General features: G+C 70.4%; 18 protein-coding genes. 4 read left to right on the top strand and 14 right to left on the bottom strand.

Going from position 1 to position 21455, the window contains the following annotated elements:
* Positions 1-153: 153 nt before the first annotated feature.
* Both gcl and C6W10_RS05515 read right to left on the bottom strand, forming a co-directional pair.
* Positions 154-1878 (bottom strand): glyoxylate carboligase, encoded by a 1725-nt coding sequence (gene gcl, locus C6W10_RS05520; protein ID WP_107257100.1) that lies wholly within the window; start codon positions 1876-1878, stop codon positions 154-156.
* Positions 1879-2109: 231 nt separating this feature from the next.
* Complete coding sequence (locus tag C6W10_RS05515; protein WP_107257098.1) at positions 2110-3111, bottom strand: 2-dehydropantoate 2-reductase; 1002 nt, start codon at positions 3109-3111, stop codon at positions 2110-2112.
* Positions 3112-3662: 551 nt separating this feature from the next.
* On the opposite strand from C6W10_RS05515, the gene C6W10_RS05510 reads away from it, so the two are divergent.
* Both C6W10_RS05510 and C6W10_RS05505 read left to right on the top strand, forming a co-directional pair.
* Positions 3663-4448 carry a helix-turn-helix transcriptional regulator gene (locus tag C6W10_RS05510; protein WP_107257096.1) on the top strand — a complete coding sequence of 262 codons (786 nt, stop codon included), beginning with the start codon at positions 3663-3665 and terminating at the stop codon, positions 4446-4448.
* Positions 4439-4642, top strand: a complete 204-nt coding sequence (locus C6W10_RS05505; RefSeq protein ID WP_107257094.1) for a DUF397 domain-containing protein — start codon at positions 4439-4441, stop codon at positions 4640-4642. Before C6W10_RS05510 ends, C6W10_RS05505 begins: the two co-directional genes overlap by 10 nt.
* A 390-nt stretch (positions 4643-5032) precedes the next feature.
* Here C6W10_RS05505 and C6W10_RS05500 read toward each other — a convergent pair whose 3' ends face one another.
* From C6W10_RS05500 to C6W10_RS05480, 5 genes are all read right to left on the bottom strand, one after another.
* On the bottom strand, positions 5033-6277 hold the full coding sequence (locus C6W10_RS05500) for a hypothetical protein (RefSeq protein ID WP_107257092.1): 1245 nt from the start codon (positions 6275-6277) through the stop codon (positions 5033-5035).
* The gene (locus C6W10_RS05495) at positions 6274-7245 is read right to left on the bottom strand and encodes a carbohydrate ABC transporter permease (RefSeq protein WP_159104477.1); all 972 of its coding nucleotides are present in this window, start codon (positions 7243-7245) and stop codon (positions 6274-6276) included. Before C6W10_RS05495 ends, C6W10_RS05500 begins: the two co-directional genes overlap by 4 nt.
* A 23-nt stretch (positions 7246-7268) precedes the next feature.
* On the bottom strand, positions 7269-8249 hold the full coding sequence (locus tag C6W10_RS05490) for a carbohydrate ABC transporter permease (protein ID WP_107257088.1): 981 nt from the start codon (positions 8247-8249) through the stop codon (positions 7269-7271).
* 82 nt (positions 8250-8331) lie between these two features.
* Positions 8332-9651: a sugar ABC transporter substrate-binding protein gene (locus C6W10_RS05485; RefSeq protein WP_107257086.1), complete on the bottom strand. Its 1320-nt coding sequence runs from the start codon at positions 9649-9651 to the stop codon at positions 8332-8334.
* A gap of 166 nt (positions 9652-9817) precedes the next feature.
* Positions 9818-10720, bottom strand: coding sequence for an AraC family transcriptional regulator (locus C6W10_RS05480; RefSeq protein ID WP_107257085.1), 903 nt, complete (start codon positions 10718-10720; stop codon positions 9818-9820).
* A 98-nt stretch (positions 10721-10818) separates the two neighbouring features.
* On the opposite strand from C6W10_RS05480, the gene C6W10_RS05475 reads away from it, so the two are divergent.
* A complete protein-coding gene (locus C6W10_RS05475; RefSeq protein ID WP_107257083.1) occupies positions 10819-11856 on the top strand; it encodes a LacI family DNA-binding transcriptional regulator in 1038 nt (345 codons plus the stop codon).
* 33 nt (positions 11857-11889) lie between these two features.
* Here the strand turns inward: C6W10_RS05475 and C6W10_RS05470 are convergent, their stop codons facing one another.
* The 5 genes from C6W10_RS05470 to C6W10_RS05450 all read right to left on the bottom strand — a co-directional run bounded on the left by C6W10_RS05470 (position 11890) and on the right by C6W10_RS05450 (position 17958).
* Complete coding sequence (locus C6W10_RS05470; protein ID WP_107257081.1) at positions 11890-12837, bottom strand: zinc-binding dehydrogenase; 948 nt, start codon at positions 12835-12837, stop codon at positions 11890-11892.
* A 16-nt stretch (positions 12838-12853) separates the two neighbouring features.
* Positions 12854-14962 carry a hypothetical protein gene (locus C6W10_RS05465; protein WP_159104476.1) on the bottom strand — a complete coding sequence of 703 codons (2109 nt, stop codon included), beginning with the start codon at positions 14960-14962 and terminating at the stop codon, positions 12854-12856.
* Positions 14963-15054: 92 nt separating this feature from the next.
* Positions 15055-15975: a sugar phosphate isomerase/epimerase gene (locus C6W10_RS05460; protein ID WP_107257078.1), complete on the bottom strand. Its 921-nt coding sequence runs from the start codon at positions 15973-15975 to the stop codon at positions 15055-15057.
* Complete coding sequence (locus C6W10_RS05455) at positions 15972-16709, bottom strand: phytanoyl-CoA dioxygenase family protein (RefSeq protein ID WP_107263686.1); 738 nt, start codon at positions 16707-16709, stop codon at positions 15972-15974. Before C6W10_RS05455 ends, C6W10_RS05460 begins: the two co-directional genes overlap by 4 nt.
* A gap of 160 nt (positions 16710-16869) precedes the next feature.
* Positions 16870-17958 carry a Gfo/Idh/MocA family protein gene (locus tag C6W10_RS05450; protein ID WP_107257076.1) on the bottom strand — a complete coding sequence of 363 codons (1089 nt, stop codon included), beginning with the start codon at positions 17956-17958 and terminating at the stop codon, positions 16870-16872.
* Positions 17959-18163: 205 nt separating this feature from the next.
* Between C6W10_RS05450 and C6W10_RS05445 the strand changes: the two genes are divergently transcribed.
* Positions 18164-19342 (top strand): endo-1,4-beta-xylanase, encoded by a 1179-nt coding sequence (locus C6W10_RS05445; RefSeq protein WP_159104475.1) that lies wholly within the window; start codon positions 18164-18166, stop codon positions 19340-19342.
* Positions 19343-19393: 51 nt separating this feature from the next.
* Here C6W10_RS05445 and C6W10_RS05440 read toward each other — a convergent pair whose 3' ends face one another.
* Together C6W10_RS05440 and C6W10_RS05435 are read right to left on the bottom strand one after the other, a co-directional pair.
* Positions 19394-20278, bottom strand: coding sequence for a hypothetical protein (locus tag C6W10_RS05440; RefSeq protein WP_159104474.1), 885 nt, complete (start codon positions 20276-20278; stop codon positions 19394-19396).
* 242 nt (positions 20279-20520) lie between these two features.
* Positions 20521-21426 (bottom strand): nucleoside hydrolase, encoded by a 906-nt coding sequence (locus tag C6W10_RS05435; RefSeq protein WP_107257070.1) that lies wholly within the window; start codon positions 21424-21426, stop codon positions 20521-20523.
* Between the last annotated feature and the right edge of the window lie 29 nt (positions 21427-21455).

The raw sequence follows: 21455 nt of genomic DNA, 5'->3' as shown, positions 1-21455 counted from the left end.
CAGATGCACTTCTCGGTCGGCAAGGAGCATTGATCGGGAACGATTCCATTTGGTGCCTCGGCAACGGCCGTCCTGAGGACAAGCGCGCCCCGACCGCAGGCCGGGACGCGCTCGCTCCGCCACGGGCCCCGAACCCGGGGCCGCCGGGCCGGCTCAGCCCGAGACCGCGTCCCGGTACTCGACCTCCGGTACCGGCTCGAACTCGTTGACCTGGGCGATGGAGAGCCCGTGCGCGGTGTTCGCCTCCCGCTCGATCATCACCTCGACCAGTACCGGACGGCTGGTCCGCCGGGCCTCCTTGCTGGCCCAGGCGAGGGCGTCGGCGATCTCGTCGGGCCGCAGTACCCGGCGGCCGGCGCAGCCGTACGCCTCCATGATTTTGACGTTGTCCGTGCCGTACTCGTCGTAGTGGATGTCCACCTCGTAGTTCATCTCGTAGCCGATCTCGGCCTGCCGGATCAGCCCGAGATACTCGTTGTTCAGCATGACCAACACGAACGGGATGTTGTACTGCGCGGCGACCGCGAGCTCCTCGACCAGGAACTGGAACGAATAGTCGCCGACCACCCCGACCACCTCGGCGTCGGGTCGGGCGGACTTCACCCCGATCGCCGCCGGGATCTCCCAGCCCAGCGGGCCGGCCTGGCCGCAGACCTGGTAGTGCCGGGGCTTGAAGACCTGCTGGAACTGTCCGGACCAGATCTGGTAGAGACCGATCGCCGTGACGAAGTAGGTGTCCGGGCCGAAGAATTCGTTGATTTCCTTGAAGACCCGGGGCGCCTTGACCGGTACCGAATCGAAGTCGTCGCGGCGGCGCAGCGTCTCGCGCAGCTTGCGCACCGTCGAGACCCATTCGCCCCGGTCCCGCCGCACCCCCCGGCGCCGTACGGCGTCGAGCAGCGCGGCGAGGAAGGCCCCGGTGTCCGAGACGATCCCGAGGTCCGGGCCGAACACCTTGCCGAGCTGGGTCGGTTCGATGTCGACGTGGATGAACTTCCGGTCGCCCCGGTAGGTCGGCAGGTCCCCGGTGTGCCGGTCGCCGAACCGGGCGCCGAGCGCCAGCACCAGGTCGGATTCCAGGAAGGAGGCGTTGCCCCACCGCTGGGTGGTCTGGATGCCGGTCATCCCGGCGAAGAGGTCGTGGTCCTCCGGGATCGCGCCCTTGCCCATCAGGGTGACCTGGACCGGGATGTTCAGCGTCTCGGCGACCTCCCGGAGCAGGTCGCTCGCCTCGCCGATGATCACCCCGCCACCGGCCAGGATCAGCGGTCGCTCGGCGGCGAGCAGCATGTCCAGGGTCCGCTCCACCCGGGGCAGGTGGGGCTCGACCCGGGTCACCGGCAGCGGGGCGTCGATCGAGGCGTCCCACTCGATCTCCTGCCGTGCCACGTCGATCGGCAGGTCGATCAGTACCGGACCGGGGCGCCCGGAGCGGGCGACCCGGAACGCCTCCCGGAAGATCCAGGGTGCCTGGGCCGCCTCCTTGACCTGCACCGCCCACTTCGTCACCGGCTTGGCGATCTCGACGATGTCGACCGCCTGGAACGCCTCCTGGTGCAGCTTGGCGGTCGGCGCCTGGCCGGTGATGCAGACCATCGGGATGGAGTCCGCCTGTGCGGTGTAGAGACCGGTGATCATGTTGGTACCGGCCGGGCCGGAGGTGCCGATCGCGACGCCGACCCGGCCGTTGGTCCGGGCCCAGCCGTCGGCCATGTGGGTGGCGCCCTCCTCGTGCCGGACGATCAGGTGCCGGATGTCGCTGCGCCGCAGCGCCGCGTAGAGCGGCAGGATCGCGGCACCGGGGCAGCCGAAGGCGATGTCCACGCCCTCCGAGGCGAGCACCGAGACGACGGCGTCCATGCAGGGAATCTTGGCCATGCGTTCAGACCTCCGGGTAGTGGCGTGGGTCGGGAAGTTGTCCTGTGGATTGGCGAGAGCGCCGGGCCGGGACGGGGATCGGTGCGTCCGGTGCGTCCCTCGGCTGACCGGCACCGGATCCCGGTGCCCGGCAGGACCGGTTAGGAGGTCTGCATACAGTATTCTGTCGGCAGATTCAGTGCAATACCTGCCCGGCGCCTCGCCGGTACGCCGGTGCTGGTGGGGGACCCGTCAGGCCGCCGTCACGCTGGGGGTGGGCGCCGGCCGGGCCATGGTCTTGGCCAGCAGCTCGGTCGCGGCGTAGATGGTGCGCAGCGTGGGTGCCGGCGCACCGGTGATGTCGGCGATCTCGACCACGGCGGCGACCACCGCGTCGAGTTCCATCTCCTTGCCCGCCTCGAGGTCCTGCAACATCGAGGTCTTGTGGTGGCCGACCCGCCGGGCGCCCTCGACCCGCTTGCTGATCGAAATCTCCGGCGTGCTGCCGACCCGGTTGGCGATGTCGAGCGTCTCGGCCATCATCTGCTCGACCACCCGGCGGGTACCCGGGCTCTCGCAGATCTCCGCCATGGTCGCCCTGGTCAGGGCGCTGATCGGGTTCAGCGACACGTTGCCCATCAACTTGATCCAGATGTCGTCCCGCAGTCGCGGCTCGACCGGACACTTCAGCCCGCCGGCCACCATCGCGTCGCTGAACCGCTGGCACCGCTGCGAGATCGTGCCGTCCGGCTCCCCGATGGAGAACCGGGTCCCCTCCAGGTGCCGGATCACCCCGGGCGACTCGATCACCGTGGCCGGGTAGACCACACAGCCGATCGCCCGTTCCGGGGCCATCACCGCCGAGGTCGCCCCGCCCGGGTCGACGGCCTCGATCCGCTGGCCCTCGTACGGCCCCGGTAGCTTGTGGAAATACCACCACGGGATGCCGTTCTGCCCCGCGATCAGGGCGGTCTCCGGGCCGAGCAGCGGTTCCAGCAGCGGCCCCGCCGAGGCGTAGGAGTGCGCCTTGAGGCCGAGGAACACATAGTCCACCGGCCCGACCTCGCGCGGGTCGTCGGTGGCGTGCGGGTGCGCCGCGAAGTCTCCCCGGGGACTGTGCACCCGTACCCCGTGTGCCCGCAGCGCGGCCAGGTGTGCGCCGCGGGCGATCAGTTGGACATCCACCCCGGCCCGGCACAGGGACGCACCGACGTACGCGCCGATGGCGCCGGCTCCGAGCACTGCAACTCGCACGGGCTGCTCCCTTCTCGTACGACGTCCGCGTGGCGCCGAGGCGACGCAGCAGCGGCGTGCCTTCCCGTATGCGTTATGCTGACTACAGTATGCAATCTGAGTTGAAGCTGACAAGCCTGCCCGTCGGGACGGACGGCCGGGGCGACGGCCGGGACGGTCGCGCCCGCCGTCGGATGGCGCTTGCCATCGCTCCTCGTCGTCGAGGCGGCGGCCCGGACGAGGTGCTGACCGACCCGCGTCCCGCTGAGGCGATTCGTCACCGCTCTGCAAAGCTCGTACGGCTGATCGGGGAGCGCCAGAGCCGCCGGAAGATCGGCGGTGACAGGGATCCGATTTTCCGCCAGAGGTGATGGTCAATTCCCTTCCGCTCGAAAAGCGTGGACACGCACTCCGGCTCGGCGCAGCCACGCGGGGTTGGGCGAAGACCTGGAATCCACCCTGGACTGTGGCCCCACCTGGGCGGCAAAATGCTGACCGGGCTCGGGAAACGCGCAGTCAGGTCGATGAACCTGACGATCAGGGCTGGAGAGATTTGGGGGACGTGAAAGCCTATGTCCGCGAGCGAATATCTGGTAAGAGACCTCCGTCGTACCAGGGAGATCTTCGGTCTGACACAGGAAGCTTGGGGAGAACGAATCCACTTCTCGGCGAAGCACGTCGGTGCCGTGGAACGAGGTGAGCGTCCGCCGCTTCCCGACTATCTGGGCGCTGTCGATCGCGCGTTCGGCACCACCTTCATGGAGTTCTACCGCATGTTCGTGAAGGGAGAACTCGTCCCTGTCTGGTACCGGCCCTTCATCGAGCACGAGGGCCGGGCGAGCCTGCTCAGGGTCTTCCAACCACTGCTGATTCCCGGGATGTTGCAGACCGAGGCGTACGCGCGTGCGGTCCTCGCCGGCTACCGTGTCCAGGCCGACTCCGTCGATAGCATTCTGGCGACTCGGTTCGGCCGGCAGGAAATCCTCCGCCGCCGTCCTGACCCCTGTCAGTTGGTCGCGGTCGTCGACGAAGGAGTCCTGCACCGCCGGGTCGGCGACGCGGACGTCATGCGTGACCAGTTGAAAACCCTGGTGACAGCGTGCGAGCAGCCCCACATCCGGGTGCAGGTCGTTCCGTTCGACGCCGGTGCCTACGTGGGAATGGACGGCGCGCTGGCCATCGCGACGGTGGACGGCCGGTTGATCGGCTTCCTGGAAGGACATCTGGAGGGTCGGCTCGTGGAGAGCCCGGATGCCACGACGAATCTTGAGAGTGCCTGGGAGGCCATCCGGGACTACGCTCTACCCAGTCAACAAAGCCTGGAACTGATCACGAGGACGGCTGAGAAATGGACCTGAGTGACGCCCCGAACTGGCGCAAGTCGACCCGCAGCGACAGCGGAACCTGTGTCGAGGTGGCTGACAACCTCCCCGGCCGGGTCCTCGTCCGGGACAGCAAGGACCCGCGCGGGCCGGTCCTGACGTTCACTCCTCGTCAGTGGCGCGGCTTCGTCGACCTGGCCACGCAGCCGGACGTCAATCCCGGCCGCTAGTGCCCTGTCTTTGCAGGTTGATCGGGTAACCCGGTGCTTCCCGATCTCTCTGAACCGGCGATCTCACGTCGGGTTGGGTGCGGGGTGGGGATACTCGCCGAGGAGACTGTCGAGCTGCCCCGCTTGTGCGCCCACCCTTCCGGGCCGCCCTAACCCCGGTCCCGCCCGCCGGTCGACGGCGAACCGCAGCACGCCGTCGGCAACCCCGGCTTCCGTGCCCCGCCTGTGCACCCAGCTCGACAGTCTCCGCGCCGACTAACCCCCGCTCCGCCCCCGATCGCTCCTGTGGTTGCCGGCTGTCCGCCCAGCGATGCCGGTGCCGCGTCACCCAGAGGGTTACCCAATCGACCTTCCGAGACAGCGGCACTGATTGCCGGAGCCGGCCCGGGGTCAGGCCGGCGCGATCCGGGGGATCGTCGGGGCGTCGTCGTTGACGTCCGGGCCGAAGAACTTGAAGACCACCAGCTCCTCCGAGCCGGTGTTCTCCACCAGGTGCGGCGCGGTCGCCACGTCGTGCGAGACGAGCAGCTCGTCCCGCTCGGCGTCGCCGCCGCGCACGTCGTGGCCGCAGTAGCGACCGGCGCCGGACCAGACGAGGATCGAGTACACCCCGCGCTCCGTCGACCGGTGGGTCCGTCCCGGAGGCAAGACGAGCTTCTTGCCGCTGAACTTCGGCGTGTTGTAGAAGATCCACCACTCCCGGCCATCGTCGGCCGAGGCGGTCGGGTCGGCCGGGCGCGGTGTCAGGTGGTTGTGCTCGTAGAAGTACGGATCGCCGTTGAGTTCCCACTCGACGAACCCGAGCGGGAACCGCTCGCCGTGCGCCTGCCGGTCCTGTGGCCGGACGTCCTTGAAGAGCAGTTCCTTGGCGATGATCCGGCCGGCGTTGAGCGCCTGGAACATGGCGAAGACGTCGGAGTCCTCCTGTAGCTCCACCGTCAGCGCGGTGCCGGGACCGTGCAGCACCCCGGACGGCACCTGGAAACCGTCGTCGGGCACCTGGAGATAGGCCCGGGAGTGCCGGAGGATCAGGTCGCTGTCCCAGTCGACCAGGTACGGCAGCAGCACGTCGTACGCCCGCTCCCGGGCGATCCACGGGTGCACCCCGAAGAACGTCTCCGGATGCGGGCCGGTCTCCACCCCGGCGGGGAAGTAGTAGGCCTCGTCCTTCGAGCGCCGCCCGACCAGCTCGGCGAAGCGTTGCGGCGGATGGATGTGGTACGGGATCCGGGCGCCGTAGTCGAGCAGCTTGGCGAGCCGACCGAGCCCCTCCGGATGGCTCGCCGCGTACGCCGTACCCATGATCGCGGCCGGGTCGGCGCGTACCGCGTCCCGCAGGGTCAGCCGGGGCCGCCCGTCCCGGTCGACGACGTGGCCGAGCCCCTCGTCGGGCGGGCCGATCCGGTTGTCGGCCCGGGTGGTCGAGCCGAGCCAGCGTTCGCAGACGAAGCCGCGCTCGCCGAGGTCGTAATCCTGCTCGGCCAGGCCGAGCCGCCGGCCGGGCGGCACCAGGTCGCGGGCGACGAAGGCGGGCGCGAGCCGGAACACCCCGTTGCCGTCGTTCAGGAGTTCCTCGACCAGCGCCCTGGTCGCACCGCTCTCCGCCCCGGTCGGGTCGCTGCCGTTCTCGGTCATCCTTTTAGTCCGCTCATCGATATGCCCTGGATGAACCGGCGTTGGAACACCAGGAAGGTCACGATCATGGGCAGGGTGGCGACGACCGAACCGGCCATCAGCAGGTTCCAGGATGTCCGATTCTTCACGACGAACAGGGCCAAACCGAGCGGAGCAGTGTATTTGTCGGAGCTGGAGATGACGATCAGGGGCCAGAGGAAGTCTTCCCAGGCGTAGGTGAAGGTGAAGATCGCGGTGGCGGCGAGGGCGGGGCCGCAGAGCGGCAGCACCACCCGCCAGAAGACCCGGAACTCGCCGGCACCGTCGATCCTGGCCGCGTCCAGCAACTCGTCGGGGATCGCCAGCATGTACTGGCGGAGCAGGAAGATGCCGAACGCGCTGACCGCGCCGGGCAGGATCAGCCCCCAGTACGAGTCGAGCCAGCCGTGCCCGCCGGCGCCGAGCGCGTCGTTGCCGCCGAAGAACGGTATGTGCTTGAGCACCAGGTAGTTCGGGATCAGGGTCACCTGCGGCGGCACCATCATGGTGGCCAGGAAGAGCAGGAAGATCGCGTCCCGGCCGGGAAACTTCCGCTTCGCGAAGGTGTAGGCGGCCAGCGAGTTGAAGAACAGTTGCAGCACGGTCACCGAGGTGGCCACGAAGGCGCTGTTCAGGAACCAGCGCCAGGCGCCCTCGCTGCCCTGGGCCAGCTCGCCGGCCTTGCCGATGCCGAAGAAGCCCTTGTAGCCGTCGAGGGTCGGATTCTCCGGGATCCACTGCGGCGGCCAGGAGAAGATGTCGCCGACGTGCTGGAACGAGGCGCTGACCAGCCAGGCGAAGGGGGCGACGAAGAGGATCGCCCCGGGTACCAGGATCAGGTAGCAGGCGGCGAACCGGAGCCGGCGTCCGAGCACGGGCCGGCGGGCCGGTGCGGCGACCCGGTCCGGGCCGGTCGGGGCGGGTGGCGGGTCCTGCACGGTGGCGGTCACGACGGCTCCTCGGTTTCCTCGACTCACAGGTCCGCCTTCCGGTAGAGCCGGAGCTGGATCGCCGTGAAGACCAGCAGGAGTACGAACAGCCCGTAGGCGAGGGTGCTGGCGTACCCCATCTCGTAGAACTTGAAGGCGGCCTCGTAGATGTAATAGACCATCGTGGTGGTCCGGTTGACCGGGCCGCCGCCGGTCATGATGTAGATCTGGGTGAAGACCTGGAACGAGCCGATGATCCCCATCACCATCAGGAAGAGCGTCGAGGGGGCCAGCATCGGCAGCGTCACGTAACGGAACCGGGCCCACGGCCCGGCGCCGTCGATCCGGGCCGACTCGTAGAGCTGGTGCGGGATGGCCTGCAACGCCGCCAGGTAGACCACCATCGAGAAGCCGGTGCTGGCCCAGACGCTCATCAGCACCACGGCCGGCATCGCCAGGTTCTTGTCCGAGAGCCAGACCAGCGGCTCCCTGATCAGGTGGGTCTTCAGCAGGTAGAAGTTGATCGGGCCGAAGTCACCGTTGTAGAGCCACTTCCAGACGATGGCCGCCACCACGAACGGGGTGATGTTGGGCAGGAAGTAGAGGGTACGCAGCAGGCCCCGACCCCGGATCGGCTGGTTGAGCAGCAGGGCGACGCCGAGCCCGACGGCCATGCCGAGCGGCACGGACGCGCCGGTGAAGTAGGCGGTGTTGATGATCGAGCGGCGGAAGTCCTCGTCCTGCACCATGTCCCGGTAGTTCTGGAGGCCGACGAAGGGCTTCTCCGGCTCCAGGATGTTCCACTCCCGGAACGTCAGGTAGAAGGCGAAGCCGAGCGCGAAGACGGTGAAGACGGAGAAGAGGATCAGGCCGGGGGCCAGGAAGGCGTACGCCGACCGCTCCCGCCAGGCCCGCCAGAGCGTTCCCCGTACGCCGCGTCGCCGTCGGCCGGGTCCGGGGCCGGGCCGCCGGGTTCCCCCGCCCTGTTCCGGAGCCGGGGTCCGGGCTGCGGTCAGCGCCGCCATACCGTTGCCACCACCATTCCTCGCTCGGCTGTCTGCCCGAAGAGTTGCCGGGCCGGCCACGGATGGCGGCCGGCCCGGTTCCTCACCTGATGATCTTCTCGGCCTCCGCGGCGGCCGCGTCCAGCGCCTGGTCGGCCGTCTGCTCGCCGTAGATCGCCTTGGCGAGCTGCTCGTTCAGGGCCTCCTCGATCTTCGGCCAGTCGGGGTTGGCGACGACGTTGCTGACCCCACACGGCATCGCCTCGGCGAAGCCCTTCAGCACCGGCTTGGTCGCCACCAGGTCGGGTGACTCCAGCAGGCTGGTGATCGGCGGGAGGGTGGTGCCGTCCTCGGACTTGTAGGTCCACTGCGCGACGTTCTCCGGCTTGGAGAGGAACTCGATGAACTTCCAGGCGGCGTCGCTGTTCTTGCTCTGGCTGAAGATGACCAGCGCGTCACCGGCGATGGTGGTGCCGCAGCCGGCCGAGCCCTTCGGCAGCGGCGCCGTGGCCCACTTGCCGTCGATCGCCGGGAACTCGTCGGCGAGGGTACCGGCGAACCACGAACCCGCGACGTACATCCCGACCTGGCCGTTGGCGAACGCCTGACGGCCGTCGTACGAGTTGGAGTTGAGGTAGTCCTTGGGGGCGTACTTCGCCAGGTTGACGTAGAACTCGGCGGCCTTCTTCCCCTCGGCCTTGTTGAACAGCACCTCCTTGCCGTCGTCGGAGAGCAGGTGGCCGCCGTTCTGCCAGAGCCAGGGGTACCAGTAGTACGCCGCCTCGGGCGAGCTGGCGAACATCGCGTGCCCGTAGGTCCGCTTCGCCGGGTCGGTCAGCGCCTTCGCCGCCGCCTCGTACTGCTCCCAGGTGGTGGGCGGGCCGCTCAGCCCGGCGGCGGCGAAGAGGTCGGTCCGGTAGAAGAGTGCGGTGGACTCGCCGTCGAAGGGCAGCCCGTACATGCTGCCGTCGTGGGTGGTGAAGGTCTTGAACGCCGGTACGTAGGCGTCGGCCTTGACGATCTCGCTGCGCCGCAGGTAGTTGTCGAGGTTGACCAGCGCCTTGCGGGAGGCGAAGTTGGCCGTGGTGCTGGCGTCGATGAAGGCCACGTCCGGCGGGTTACCTCCGGCGACCTGCGCGGTCAGCTTCTCGTTCGCCTCCTCGGCGGGTACGTTCTGAAGTTCGATCTTGATGTTGGGGTGCTCGGTCTGGAACTGCTGGACCAGCTTCTTCATCTCCGGCTGCTCGCCGACCCAGGAGGCGAACGAGATGGTGACCGGCGCGGTCGGCTCGGGGACGGGTCCCTCGCCGGCACCGTGGTCGTCCGAGGACGAACCGCCGCTGGAACAGCCGACCAGGGCCGAGGCGGCGATGGTGGCCGTCGCGACCACCGCCAGGATTCTCCGGGGCGAGCGATGCTTCATCGGATCAGCTCCCTATGTCGTTGCCGCCAATGTGGTGGGGTCACGGCTACCTAGGTGCAAAACGTTTGGCATGCTGCGGCTAGGGTCATCCGCCCGGCCAGGGATGTCAAGAGATCTCGGGTAACAAACGCAACGGGCTGGTAATCGGCGGTTAACCAGCCACCGGTCAACCCGGACCGGACCACCCCGGCTCGCCCGGCGGCGACGGTCTCGGGGTACGCCCGGCCGACGGCGCCTGACCGAACCGGCGCCGGTACGCGCGCCCGAAGTGCGACGGGCTGTTGAAGCCGGCCGCGTGGCAGATCTCGGTGACCCCGAGGCTGGTCGAGGCGAGCAGCGAGCGGGCGAAGCGCAGCCGGCGAGCCTGTAGATAGGACTGGAAGGACGTGCCGACCACCTGGCCGAACCGCTCGCTGAAGTAGTTCGGCGACAGGTGCACGTACGCCGCCACCTCGGCCAGGGTCAGCGGCTCGCGGAACCGCCGCTCGATGTACTGCACCGCCCGCCGGATGTCGCCGCCGGCCGGATCGGCACCGCCACGCGGCTCCGGTCCGGGCTCCGCCGCGACCGGGTCGGCGCAGCGTCGGGCGAGTTCGATCAGGATGCAGCCGAGCACGGCGTCGGCCAGCGCCGCCGCCCCGGGGCGCCGGCCGTCGGAGGACTCCCGCCAGAGCCGGTCGAAGTCGGGGCCGAACGACGGGTCGTCGGTCAGCCAGGGCGGCCCGGCGACCCCGGCCGGGACCGGCAGCGCCCGGTCCAGCCACCGCTCCGCCACGTCCGGCTCGATCACGACGTTGTAGCAGCTCAACGGCGTGTCCGAGGTGACGTGCAGCTCGTGGAAGTCGGTCGGGGTGAGCAGGAAGACGCCGCCCGGCCGGAGTGGCCGGGGCACCCCGTTCACCACGTGCCGGGCGGTGCCGTCGAGGACGTAGCCGAGCTCGTAGTAGTCGTGCCAGTGCGCCGGTACGTCCCGCAGGTCGGGGCGCATCACCTGTACGCCGGAACCGCCCGCGACCAGCCCGTCGGCGACCAGCCCGTCGATCATGTACCGGTCGAGGAGTCGGGTCATCCGGGTTCCTCCGTCCGATCCCGCAGGAACACAGGAAAACGTTTTGCTACCGTACGGACCGACACCGCAGCGGTCAACGACGCGAGAGGGCGAGGTCGATGTCGCAGACACGGCCGCCGGCACCCGGTCCCGACGAGACCCGGGTGACCCTGGTCCAGGTGGCGAAGCTGGCCGGGGTGAGTCCGACCACCGTCTCCCACGTGCTCTCCGGCAAGCGCTGGGTCGCCGAGGCCACCCAGGAAACCGTCCGGGAGGTCATCCGACAGCTCGGCTACCGCCCCAACAACGTGGCCCGGAGCCTGCGTACCCGACGCTCCCGGATGGTCGCCGTGGTCGTACCGGACATCACCAACCCGTTCTACGCGGTACTCACCCGGGGGCTCGCCGACGCGGTCGACGGCGCCGGCTACGGCAGCTACGTCTGCAACACCGACGGCGTACCCGAACGCGAGGACGCCTTCCTGGCCGACGTACGCGACCGGGGAGTGGACGGGGTGGTGATGGCGGCCGGCGACGTCACCGCCGAACTGCGGACCGGCCCGGCCGGCCTCGGCATCCCCGCCGTCTGCGTCGGCGGCGCCCTCGACGACGACCCGCACGTCGACCTGGTCACCCCGGACGACGGGGTCGGCTCGCACGCCGCCGTCAGCCACCTGATCCGGCGGGGCGCCCGCCGGATCGGCATGATCGAGGGACCGGAGGCGACCGGCTCGGCCCGCGACGAGGGATACCGGCGGGCCCTGCGTGAGCACGGGTTCACGGTCGAGCCGGAGCTGATGGTGCGCGGCGACTGGACCCGGCCGGGCGGCCGGGCCGCGATGCACCGGCTGCTGGCGCTGCCGCCGGACCGCCGCCCGGACGCGGTCTTCTGCGCCAACGACCTGACCGCGATCGGCGCCATCGACGCCGTACACGAGCGGGACCTGACCGTGCCGGACGACATCGCCGTGGTCGGGTTCGACGACGTCGACGCGGCCACCATCGTCAACCCGCCGCTCACCACGGTGCGCAACCCGGCGTACCAGACCGGGCAGAGCGCCGGTGAGCTGCTGCTCAGCCGGATGACCGGTGAGTACACCGGGGAGGGCCGGACCATCGTGCTGCCCTGCCCCCTGGTGGTCCGGCGCTCCGCCTGACGCTGGGGCGACGGCCGCCGTCGGCGGCGAGGCTCAGTCGAACGTCACCGTCGCCTTCGCGAAGCCCGGCGGCTTGGTCCGAGCGGCCCGGAAGGCGGCGTCGACCTCCGCCAGCGGAAACCGGTGTGTGACCAGGCCACGCAGCGAGACGGCCCCGGAGACCAGCAGCCGCATGCCGACGGTCATCCCGCGCATGATGGTGTCGACGTCCCGGTAGTGCGCGTTGACGATGCCGAAGGCCATCCAGTTCCAGTGCGCCAGGTTGATCTGGCGCGGCGCCCCCTGGTGGAAGCCGACCAACACGATCCGGCCGCTCATCCGGGTCACCTCGCCGACCGCGTCCAGCGCCGCCTGCCCGCCGGTGCACTCGAACGTCAGGTCGGCGCCCCGCCCGCCGGTCAGCTCGCCGACCACCTCGGCCAGCGACTCGTGCCGGACGTCCACCACCCGGGTCGCGCCGAGCGCCCTGGCCCGGTCCAGCGCGTCCGGCCGGGTGTCGGCGACCACGAGCTGCCGCACCCCGCGCAACCGGACCAGCGACTGCACCAGGTTGCCCATGAAGCCGGCGCCGATCAGCACCACGTCGTCGCCGAGCCGCACGTCGGCCTCCTCCACCGCGTTCACCGCGCAGGCCAGCGGCTCGGCCAGCACCTCGGCCAGCGGTACGTCGCCGGCCGGCCGGCAGTGCGCGGCCTTCGCGGCCACGAACTCGGCGAAGCCGTGCGAGGTGACCCAGACTCCGACCGGGTCACCGACGGCGAACGAGTCGACCTCGGCACCGACCGCGGCCACCGTGCCGCTCACCTCGTGGCCGAGGTGCCGGGGATAGTCGACCGGCGGGTCGCCGGCCCAGCTGGCCAGCTCCGACGCGCAGACCCCGCTGGCCGCGACCCGGACCAGCAACTCGTCCGGGCCGATCTCCGGCGGCGGTACCTCGGCGATCTCGAACCGCTCCGGACCGGTCAACACCGCTATCCGCATCCCCACACCCCTTCGCTCAGCCCGCTGTGAAGACGACGACGGCGTACGGGCCGAGCGCGTCGAGCCGTACCGAGTGGAACCCGCCGTCCTCGACCCGTACGTCGAGCGGGGTGACCGTGCCGTCGCAGCCGTACCCGGTGGCGGTCGGCAGCCGCTCCGGCAGCCGTACCCGAAGGTCCAGGTCGGCGACCGGGCGTACCCCGTCCTCGTCGGTCCGGTAGTCGTAGTTGACCAGGTGGACGGCGGCCGACCCGTCCGCCAGCGCGGCGATGTTGGTTGTGACCGCGCCGGTGCCGGCGGGCGCGGCGAGTTCGACCTGCCGGCCGTGCGGCAGCAGCGTCGCCAGGTCCTCCGGCCCGGACCCGGTCAGCCCCGGATGGCCGAGCAGCGCCGCCCGGTCCGGGTCGCCGAGGTTGTCGCCGAGCCCGCCGACCCGGACCACCCGGCCGCCGCCGTCGAGGTAGCCGCGCACCGCCGCGAGCTGGGCCGGGGTCAGGTGGGTGCAGGCCGGCAGCAGCACCGTGGCGTAGCGCCGCAGATCGTCGGCGGTGATCCGGTCCGGCGCCGTCCGGTCGTCCGGGAAGAGCAGCACGTCGAAGGGTACGGCGGCGCCGGCCAGCGCCGAGGTCACCTCCCGGTACGGCACCCGCACGCTCTCGTCCCGGGCGTTGCGCAGGTTGTCGCCGATGTCCGCCCGGGCCACCAGATCCCGGTTGCTCTCCACGCTGTAGACCACCGCCACCTCGTTGCGGCTGCCCCGGGCGAAGAACCGCTCGTGGTCGGCGAGGAACCCCTGGATCTCGGCCGCCAGCTCGTGCGGGGCGGAGAAGGAGTCCTGGATCGTCGCGCCCATCCAGGAGCCGTACGGCACCGCCATGTTCACCCCGAACGCCGCCGCCTCGTAGCAGGAGAGCCGCAGCAGGTCGTGCCCCCGACCGTTCTTCAGCAACTCGACCAGCTCCGGCACCACCCCGCCGTACGGGTTCTCCACCACGATGACGTCCTTGTCCCCGGCGAAGCCGGCGACGTAGCGGTACCACTCCGGCTGCCGGTACGTGGTGTTGCGCATCTCGGTGACGATCACGTCGACGTCGTCGGCCAGCCCGAGGTACTGCGGGTCCATGTTGAAGAAGTTGCCGGAGACCAGCACCTCGCGGCCCTTGCTCGCCGCGTACGACCGGGCGTGCGCGGCCAGCTCGGCGAAGTGCCGGCGGATCGCGTCGCACTGGTAGCGGTAGTACTCGCCGAAGAGCGGCGTCGCGTCGTGCCGGTCGGTGAAGTCGTAGCCGCGCTCCAGCAGCCAGTCGCCGTAGTGGAAGGTCTCCAGGTCGACCCCGTCGAGCAGCGGGTCGCGTTCGGTGGGCGGCAGCGCGGCCAGGTACGCCCGGAAGCCCTTCATGCAGTCCTTGCAGAAGCAGCCGCCGTACTGGAGCGAGCCGAGCGGCAGCTCCGTCTCGTCGAGCTGTACCCCGTCCACGCCCGCGTCGATCTGGATCCGGATGACCGCCTTGAGGTACTCCCGCCAGACCGGGTTGTTCCGGTCCATGTAGAAGCACTGGTGCTCACGGTCCGGGCACTCGACCCAGCGGGCGTGCAGGGCGGTCTGCCGGATGTCCCGGGCGCAGCACTCCTCGATCAGGTCGGTGACCGGCTCGCCGTCGCTGTTGATCAGGCCGCCCGGGAAGTAGTGCTCGACCGGCTTCCAGAGCAACGGGTAGCGGTTCTGGCCGAACTCGCGCAGCCCGAGCCAGTCCCGGTGCCCGACCCCGCGCAGCTCGTTGAGGGCGAGGATCTCGTCCTCCCCGGCGGAGAGTTCGACCGGGAACTCCCAGCCCTGCGCCTCGAAGACGATTCCGAAGACCTTGATCCCCCGGGCCTGGGCGGCGGCGATGAACTCGCTGTCGTTGACGAAGCCGTAGAACCGGGCCCGGGCGTCGACCGGGCCGAACGCCTCCTGTTCGAGGTAGGGCAGCGAGATCGAGCCGCCGCCGAGGGAGGCCCAGACCAGGGTGGTGGCCCGGTAGTCGACCAGGTCGTCGATCATCCGGAGCCGGCGGGGCGGCAGGCTCGGGTGGTAGCAGTGCTGTCGGGGGAACCAGGCGTCGAAGTACACGCCACGTTGCATGCCTCGGGCTCCTTGCGCTGGGGTGGGGGTGTGCGGTGTGCGGTGGCGACCGGGTCTCGGCTGGCGGGCCGGTCTCGGGTGGCCGCCCGGTCTCAGGCGACGAGCAGCGGGTTGAGGGTGCGTTCGGCGATCACCAGGCCCTGCCGGACCCGTTCCGGCGAGCCGGACCAGACCGGGTCCTCGTGTTCCACCGAGACGAATCCGGAGTAGCCGCCCTCGTAGAGGACGTCGACCAGGCGGCGCCAGTCCACCTCGCCGAGGCCGGGGACCCGGTAGCGCCACCAGCCGCTGCTCCACGGCGACGGCTTCCCGACGAGCTGGCCGAAGACCCCGAACCGGTTCCGGGCGGCCGGGTCGACCTGGACGTCCTTCGCCTGCACGTGCCGGACCAGGTCGAGGTGCCCGGTCAGCGCCGCGACCGGGTCGATGCCGAGCCAGACCAGGTGGGACGGGTCGTAGTTGAGGAAGAGGCCGAGCCCGCCCAGCCAGTCCCACAGCTCCGGCGAGTACGCCAGGTTGGCCGGGTAACCGTCCGGGTGCCAGCCCTCCATCGGGCAGTTCTCCACGACGAGCCGTACGCCCCGGTCCGCCGCGTACGCCACCAGGGGCGGCAGCACCTCCTCGCCGAGCCGCAGGTTCTCGGTCACCGTCCGGGTGACGTCCCGGCCGACGAAGGTGCCGACGTGTTCGCAGCCGAGCAGGGCGGCGGCGTCCACGCAGCGGCGCAGGTGCCGGTGGATCCGTTCCCGGACGGCCGGGTCGGCGTGCAGGTTGTTCTCGTAGTAGGCGACCGCCGAGACGGTGAGGCCGTGGCCGTCCAGCAGGGCGCGGACCCGTTCCGCCGCGCCCGCGTCGAAGCCGTCGACGTCGAGGTGGCTCGCCTGCCACGGCCGGTCCGGCTCGCGGGGCCAGGCGGCCACCTCCAGTCCCCGGTAGCCGTGCCCGGCCGCCCACCCGGCGATCGCGTCCAGCGGTTCGCCGGGCAGGCAGGCGGTGAGCAGTCCGAGTTTCACCGCGGGTCCGGCTGGTAGGTGTTGCCGGCACTGTCCCGACCCCGGGCGAGCCAGATCTGCCAGCCCTCGTTCTCCGGTACCGGCAGCACCTTCACCGAGGCAGGGAAGTACCGCATGGTGTAGCCGGTCCGGCGTACGTCGCTGGTGTTCGGGCGGGCGCCGTGGATGATCCGCCCGTCGTGCAGCGAACACTGGCCGCGTTCCAGCTCGAAGTAGACCGCCCGGCTCTCGTCCACGCCGGGGATCTCGGCGTGGAAGGTCTGCACGGTCTTGTCGGTCGGCACGTACTCGGAGAAGCCGCCGCCGTCGTGACTGCCCGGGATGACCCGCATGCAGCCGTTCTCCCGGTTGCTCGGGCCGAGCGCCAGCCAGACGGTGACGATCCGGTCGTACTCGCTGAGCCGGCCGTTCCAGTAGGCGCTGTCCTCGTGCCAGGGGGTGGCCCGGCCGACCAGCGGGTCCTTGGAGATGAAGTGGCTGGTCCAGAGCGCGATGTCCGGCCCGACCAGGGGCTCGACCAGGTCGAGCACCTCGTCGGAGAGGAGGAAGTCCAGCAGCCGGGGGTCGCGGAAGTGCGGGGTGTCCAGCTCGTCGGAGAGCTTGTCGCCCTTGTCGGCGAGATGCTCGGTGAAGATCTGTTCGAGCGTGTCCAGCTTCTCGGCGGAGAAGAGCTGTTCGCGGTTGAGGTAGTAGCCGTTGGTCCGGTAGAAGTCGACATCCTGTGCGGTCAGCACACCGAACACCTCCTGGGTTGGCCGTGGCCGCCGCCGGTGGTGGCGGCCGGTCGTGGCCGCCGCTCGCGGCGGTGACCTCGTCGGACTCGACGCTAGGCGAGCCGCCGGGACCGGCGCGGCGACTATCCCCGGCGGGACTCGACCTATCTTCGGTTCTGCCTCAGGTCCGGCTCTCCGGCTGGGTCGCCATCACCCGGATCAGCTCGGCGAAGAGTTCGAGATCCTCGACGAAGTCCTCCGGTCCGGTCTTCGGTTGACCGCCCCCGGTGACCATCTCGTGGAAGTACTCCAGCTCGTGCGTGTAGGGGTCCTTCAGGTGCGGGCGGGACACCGACCGGTGCAGTCCGTCGCCCCGGGTCTCCTCGGTGACCAGCGTGGTGGGGAAGTGCCGGACGTACGGGGTGTCGTACTGCACCCGCAGGCAGGCGTGCTCGCCGTAGACCTCGATGTGCGCGTCGAACCGGAGTTGCTCGTCGACGCCGGTCTCGTAGGTGACCAGGAAGTCGTCGTACTCCAGCAGTGCGGCGAGGAAACGGCCGTCCCGCCACTGCCGGGCGGCGGCCACCCCGCGCGGCCGGCCGAGCAGTTCGCGCATTGCCGACAGGTCGTGGCTGCCCAGCCCGCAGAGCAGCCGGTACGCCCCGGCGAGCACGTCGGGCACCTCGCCCAGCGCGTCGGCGACCAGGGACCGCCCCCGTGCCCAGCGCGCCTCGACCGCCGAGCGGGGAATGTCGGTCGGGCGGTCGACCCGCACCGTCTGGTCGATGATCAGTTGGTTGCGGCCGATGATGTCGTGCACCCGGGCGTAGTTGATCCGGCCCAGGTCGCCGATCCGGCGGGTCGCCTCGACGAAGGCGGGGGCGAACCGCCGCATGTAGCCGACCATCACGCATGCCCCGGAGCGGTCCCGGGCGGCGATGATCCGTTCCGCCTCGCGCGGGCTGAGGCACATCGGCTTCTCCACCAGCACGTGCACGCCCCGGTCGAGCGCCGCGACCACCGCCTCGGCGTGGTACTCGTCGCTGTTGAGCACGAGTACGCAGTCGAGGTCGTTGCGGTCGAGCATCTCGGTGAAGTCGGCGTGCCGGTGCGGTACGCCGTATCCGCCGCCGACCCGGTCGAGCAGGCCGGGGGAGATGTCGCAGACGGCGGTGACGTCGTAGAGCTCGGGCAGTGACCGCAGGACCGGGAGGTGGACGACCTGGGCGACCTCGCCCAGCCCGATGACTCCCAGGGAAAGCCGACTCACGCGGGACCCCTTCCGTCATGCAAAACGTTTGGCTACGGGTCGCGGGCAGCCTAACCGCTCGTCGACGAGCCGGGCAACAGATCCGACGCCGGTCCCTTGCCGCCGCTGCGGGCCGGCCGTAGGCTCCTGCCACACGTCGAACAAATCGTTTTGCAACTCCCGAGGCACCGCGTCCCAGCACCGTCCCTGCGAGGAGGGCAATCCCATGAACGACAGCACCCTGTCCCGCCGATCCCTGATCCTCGGCGCGGCCGGAGCCGCCGGCCTGGCCACCGGGGCCCTCGGCGTCACCGCCCCCGCCTCCGCCGGCCGGGCCCGCGCAGCCCGCCCGCCACTGTGGAAACTCGCCAAGCCGAACGGCCTCGCCTTCGGCACCTCGCTGGCGACCTGGCACATGCCCGACACCGACTACCTCGACCTGGTCGGCCGGGAGGCGACCCTGCTCTTCACCGAGGACGACCTCCTCTGGTACCGGCTCAAGCCGACCCCGGACGCCGAACTCGACTTCAGCTACGCCGACCAGATCATCGGGTACGCCGAGAGCCAGCGGATGCGCGTCTTCGGCGCACACCTGGTCTGGGACGAGGGCTTCGGCGAGGGCTGGACCGAGGACGACCTGTGGGGCATGGGTGAGCGGGAGGCCCGGGAGCTGCTCTTCGGCACCGCCGAGGCGGTGGTGCGGCGCTACCGTGGCCGGGTCGACGCCTGGAGCGTCGCCAACGAGGTCACCAGCCCCGAGGGGCAGCGCGGATTCCGTACCGACGTGCCGTGGTGGGAGACGATCGGGCCGTCGTACGTCGCCGAGGCGTTCCAGGTCGCGCACGACGCCGACCCGTCGGCGGTACTGGTACTCAACGAGTTCGGCTTCGAGACCGTCAACGAGTACGGCGACGAGCCCGGCCCCCGACGCCGGGCCACCCTCCAGGTCATCGACCGGCTGCTCGCCGACGGCGTCCCGGTGCACGCCCTCGGGGTGCAGGCACACCTGCTGGCCGACCGGTTCGCCGACCGCTTCGCGGCCCGGGCCTACCTGAACTGGTTCTCCGAGGTCGCCGACCGGGGGCTGGACATCCTCATCACCGAACTGGACGTACTCGACGACGGCCTGCCCGCCGACGTCGCCGTCCGGGACGCCGCCGTCGCCGACGTCTACCGGCGCTACCTCGACGTGGCGCTCTCGCACCGGGCGGTGAAGGCGGTGATGGCGTTCGGGCTCACCGACCGCTACACCTGGCTCGAGGAGGACTACCCGCGCGAGGACGGCGCACCCCGCCGGCCGCTCGCCTACGACGACGAACTCGCGGCCAAGCCGGCGTACCGGGCCATCGCGAACAGGCTCGAAGCCGCACCGCGCCGCAGTCCACTCTGGACGCTACCGGCCTGACCGTCGACCGCCGCGTTCTCGCCGGGCGGTCGGCACCGTCGGTGTCGGCCGCTACGGCAGCCACTCGGCGAAGAGTTCGGCCAGCCGTGCCTCCGTCTGCGCGGTGAGGATGTGGTGTACGTCCTCACCGAGCGGCTTCAGGGCGTACCGGCGCACCTCGGGATGTCTGCGTGGCGCGGGACAGATGAACACGGCCAGGATCCGTAGGGCGCGCAGAGCCTCCTCGCCGCCGAGCAGGCCGAACGGTGACCCCCCGCCGCAGGCGACGGCGATGAAAGCTCGCCAGACCTCGTCCACGACGAGGCCCACGACGGCAGCGGTGACATGTGGACGAGCGTCCTGAGCGGATGACGTCAGGATGGCATCCTTGATCAGGGAGGCAGGCATCCGGGAGAGGGCGCGTAGTGGCCCGTTGACCGACTCGATCACCCGGATCATCCCGACCAGCAGGTCGCACCAGCCGTGGTGGGCCAACTCCCGCCGTACGTCGCGGGGATGGGGTGTGACCTGGTCGAGGCGGCCACTGATCCTCGGCCAGGTCTCGGTTGCCATCGCCTTGGCGAGGACGGACACCTGTTCGGCCGGCTGGACGTGACTCTCGGCCCCGCGCCCTCCGCCGGACGCCCGCTCGGAGTCTTGTCGTGTCCGGCCGGGTGCGCCGTCCCCGCTCGAACCGGCCAGCCAGTCCACAGCGTCCAGCCGCGCCAGGTCGACGACAATGGACCGGTTCTTCTCGCTGTTCTTCAGCCGCCGCGAGCCCGGTTCTCTCTTCAGCCCTTCCTCGTGGCCCGCCCGGCGTCGCCGGCGATCATCGGGAGTGCTGCGCACGAGGTCCATCGAGCCGCCCCAGCCGTGCTGTGACCCGCCGCAGCCGGTACAGCGGCAATCCTCCTTGCGCGCATTCTCGCAGCGAGTGTTGTGCTTGCTGGTGTCCATGCGGCGACCACCTCACGGATTCGTTCCGCACGATCGCGAGTGAACCGACTGATCCGCGCATCAGCTTTTAGTGTCTGATTAGACACGTTACGTGTTCAAGGAGGCAGTGTCGACAGCTGTCTATCTCATCGCAGCGCACGCCTGTCGCCTGGCGGCCCGACATGCGCCGCTGTCCGCACCCGCCCATGGACCGGCGACCGGAGTGGAGGTGCCGTTCGCCGCCGCTGGTCCTGGGCGACGGCTCAGCCGGCGGCGTCGACCACCTCGAAATAGTGGTCGAGGGCGGCCTGCGGGCGTACCTCGACGGCGACCTCGTGCGGCGCGGACCCGGCGGCCGGACTGTTTCCGCCGGCCGCCGGCCGGAAGGTGGTGGTCCCGGCGGCCGGCCCGAGGCCGGTGTCGACGGAGACCTCGCCCGGTGCGAAGGTGCAGAGCGACGGCGCGAAGAGCGTCGTCGCGGCCAGCGGGTCGTGGAAGGTGACCTCCGGCCGCTCCGCGAACCAGGACGCCGCCATGTCGGCCACCGGCCGCAGCAGCGGGTTGGCGCAGCGCTCCAGGAACGCGTCGGCGTCCATTCGCACCCGGGTGGTGACGTCCAGGCCGACCGAGCGGTGCACCGGCACCGGTGTGGCGTAGACCCGGGCGGCGGCGTACGGGTCGCAGTGGATGTTCCACTCCGGGCCGGGTACGGAGGTGAAGGCGCCGCCCATCAGCACCAGCGAGCGGAGCAGCGCCGGGACCTCCGGGTCGACCGCGAAGAGCAGGGCCACGTTCGTCAGCGGGCCGATCGCCAGCAGGGTCACCTCGCCCGGACGGGCCCGGATGGTCTGCCGCAGGAACTCCACCGCCCCGCCGGTCGGGAAGGAGGTCTCGTGCTCCCACCGGGCCAGCGCGGCGGCCTGCGGCGGCGGACCCTGCACGGGCGGGCTCGCGAGCGGCTCGGCGGCGCCGGGGAGGATCGGCACGCTCCGTCCGGCCGCCCGGCACAGCACGCTGGCCAGCGCCGCCCGGACCTCCGGCTCGGCGCTGACCGTGGTGATGCCGAGCAGGTCGCAGCCCGGCTGCGCCAGCAGGTACGCGAGGCAGACGGCATCGTCGATGTCGTTGCCGATGTCGGTGTCCAGCAGGACGAGGCTTCGTTCGGCCATGGTCGGTCCATTATCCAGTTCGGCCGGCG

The organism is Plantactinospora sp. BB1, from assembly GCF_003030385.1.
Taxonomy (GTDB): domain Bacteria; phylum Actinomycetota; class Actinomycetes; order Mycobacteriales; family Micromonosporaceae; genus Plantactinospora.
This window is presented reverse-complemented; position numbering and strand designations above follow the sequence as displayed.

Bases quoted from the DNA above. Each gene is read 5' to 3' on its own strand.
- gcl (WP_107257100.1), bottom strand. From the start codon at position 1,878: ATGGCCAAGATTCCCTGCATGGACGCCGTCGTCTCGGTGCTCGCCTCG.
- C6W10_RS05510 (WP_107257096.1), top strand. From the start codon at position 3,663: ATGTCCGCGAGCGAATATCTGGTAAGAGACCTCCGTCGTACCAGGGAG.
- C6W10_RS05505 (WP_107257094.1), top strand. From the start codon at position 4,439: ATGGACCTGAGTGACGCCCCGAACTGGCGCAAGTCGACCCGCAGCGAC.
- C6W10_RS05500 (WP_107257092.1), bottom strand. From the start codon at position 6,277: ATGACCGAGAACGGCAGCGACCCGACCGGGGCGGAGAGCGGTGCGACC.
- C6W10_RS05490 (WP_107257088.1), bottom strand. From the start codon at position 8,249: ATGGCGGCGCTGACCGCAGCCCGGACCCCGGCTCCGGAACAGGGCGGG.
- C6W10_RS05485 (WP_107257086.1), bottom strand. From the start codon at position 9,651: ATGAAGCATCGCTCGCCCCGGAGAATCCTGGCGGTGGTCGCGACGGCC.
- C6W10_RS05480 (WP_107257085.1), bottom strand. From the start codon at position 10,720: ATGACCCGACTCCTCGACCGGTACATGATCGACGGGCTGGTCGCCGAC.
- C6W10_RS05475 (WP_107257083.1), top strand. From the start codon at position 10,819: ATGTCGCAGACACGGCCGCCGGCACCCGGTCCCGACGAGACCCGGGTG.
- C6W10_RS05470 (WP_107257081.1), bottom strand. From the start codon at position 12,837: ATGCGGATAGCGGTGTTGACCGGTCCGGAGCGGTTCGAGATCGCCGAG.
- C6W10_RS05465 (WP_159104476.1), bottom strand. From the start codon at position 14,962: ATGCAACGTGGCGTGTACTTCGACGCCTGGTTCCCCCGACAGCACTGC.
- C6W10_RS05445 (WP_159104475.1), top strand. From the start codon at position 18,164: ATGAACGACAGCACCCTGTCCCGCCGATCCCTGATCCTCGGCGCGGCC.
- C6W10_RS05440 (WP_159104474.1), bottom strand. From the start codon at position 20,278: ATGGACACCAGCAAGCACAACACTCGCTGCGAGAATGCGCGCAAGGAG.
- C6W10_RS05435 (WP_107257070.1), bottom strand. From the start codon at position 21,426: ATGGCCGAACGAAGCCTCGTCCTGCTGGACACCGACATCGGCAACGAC.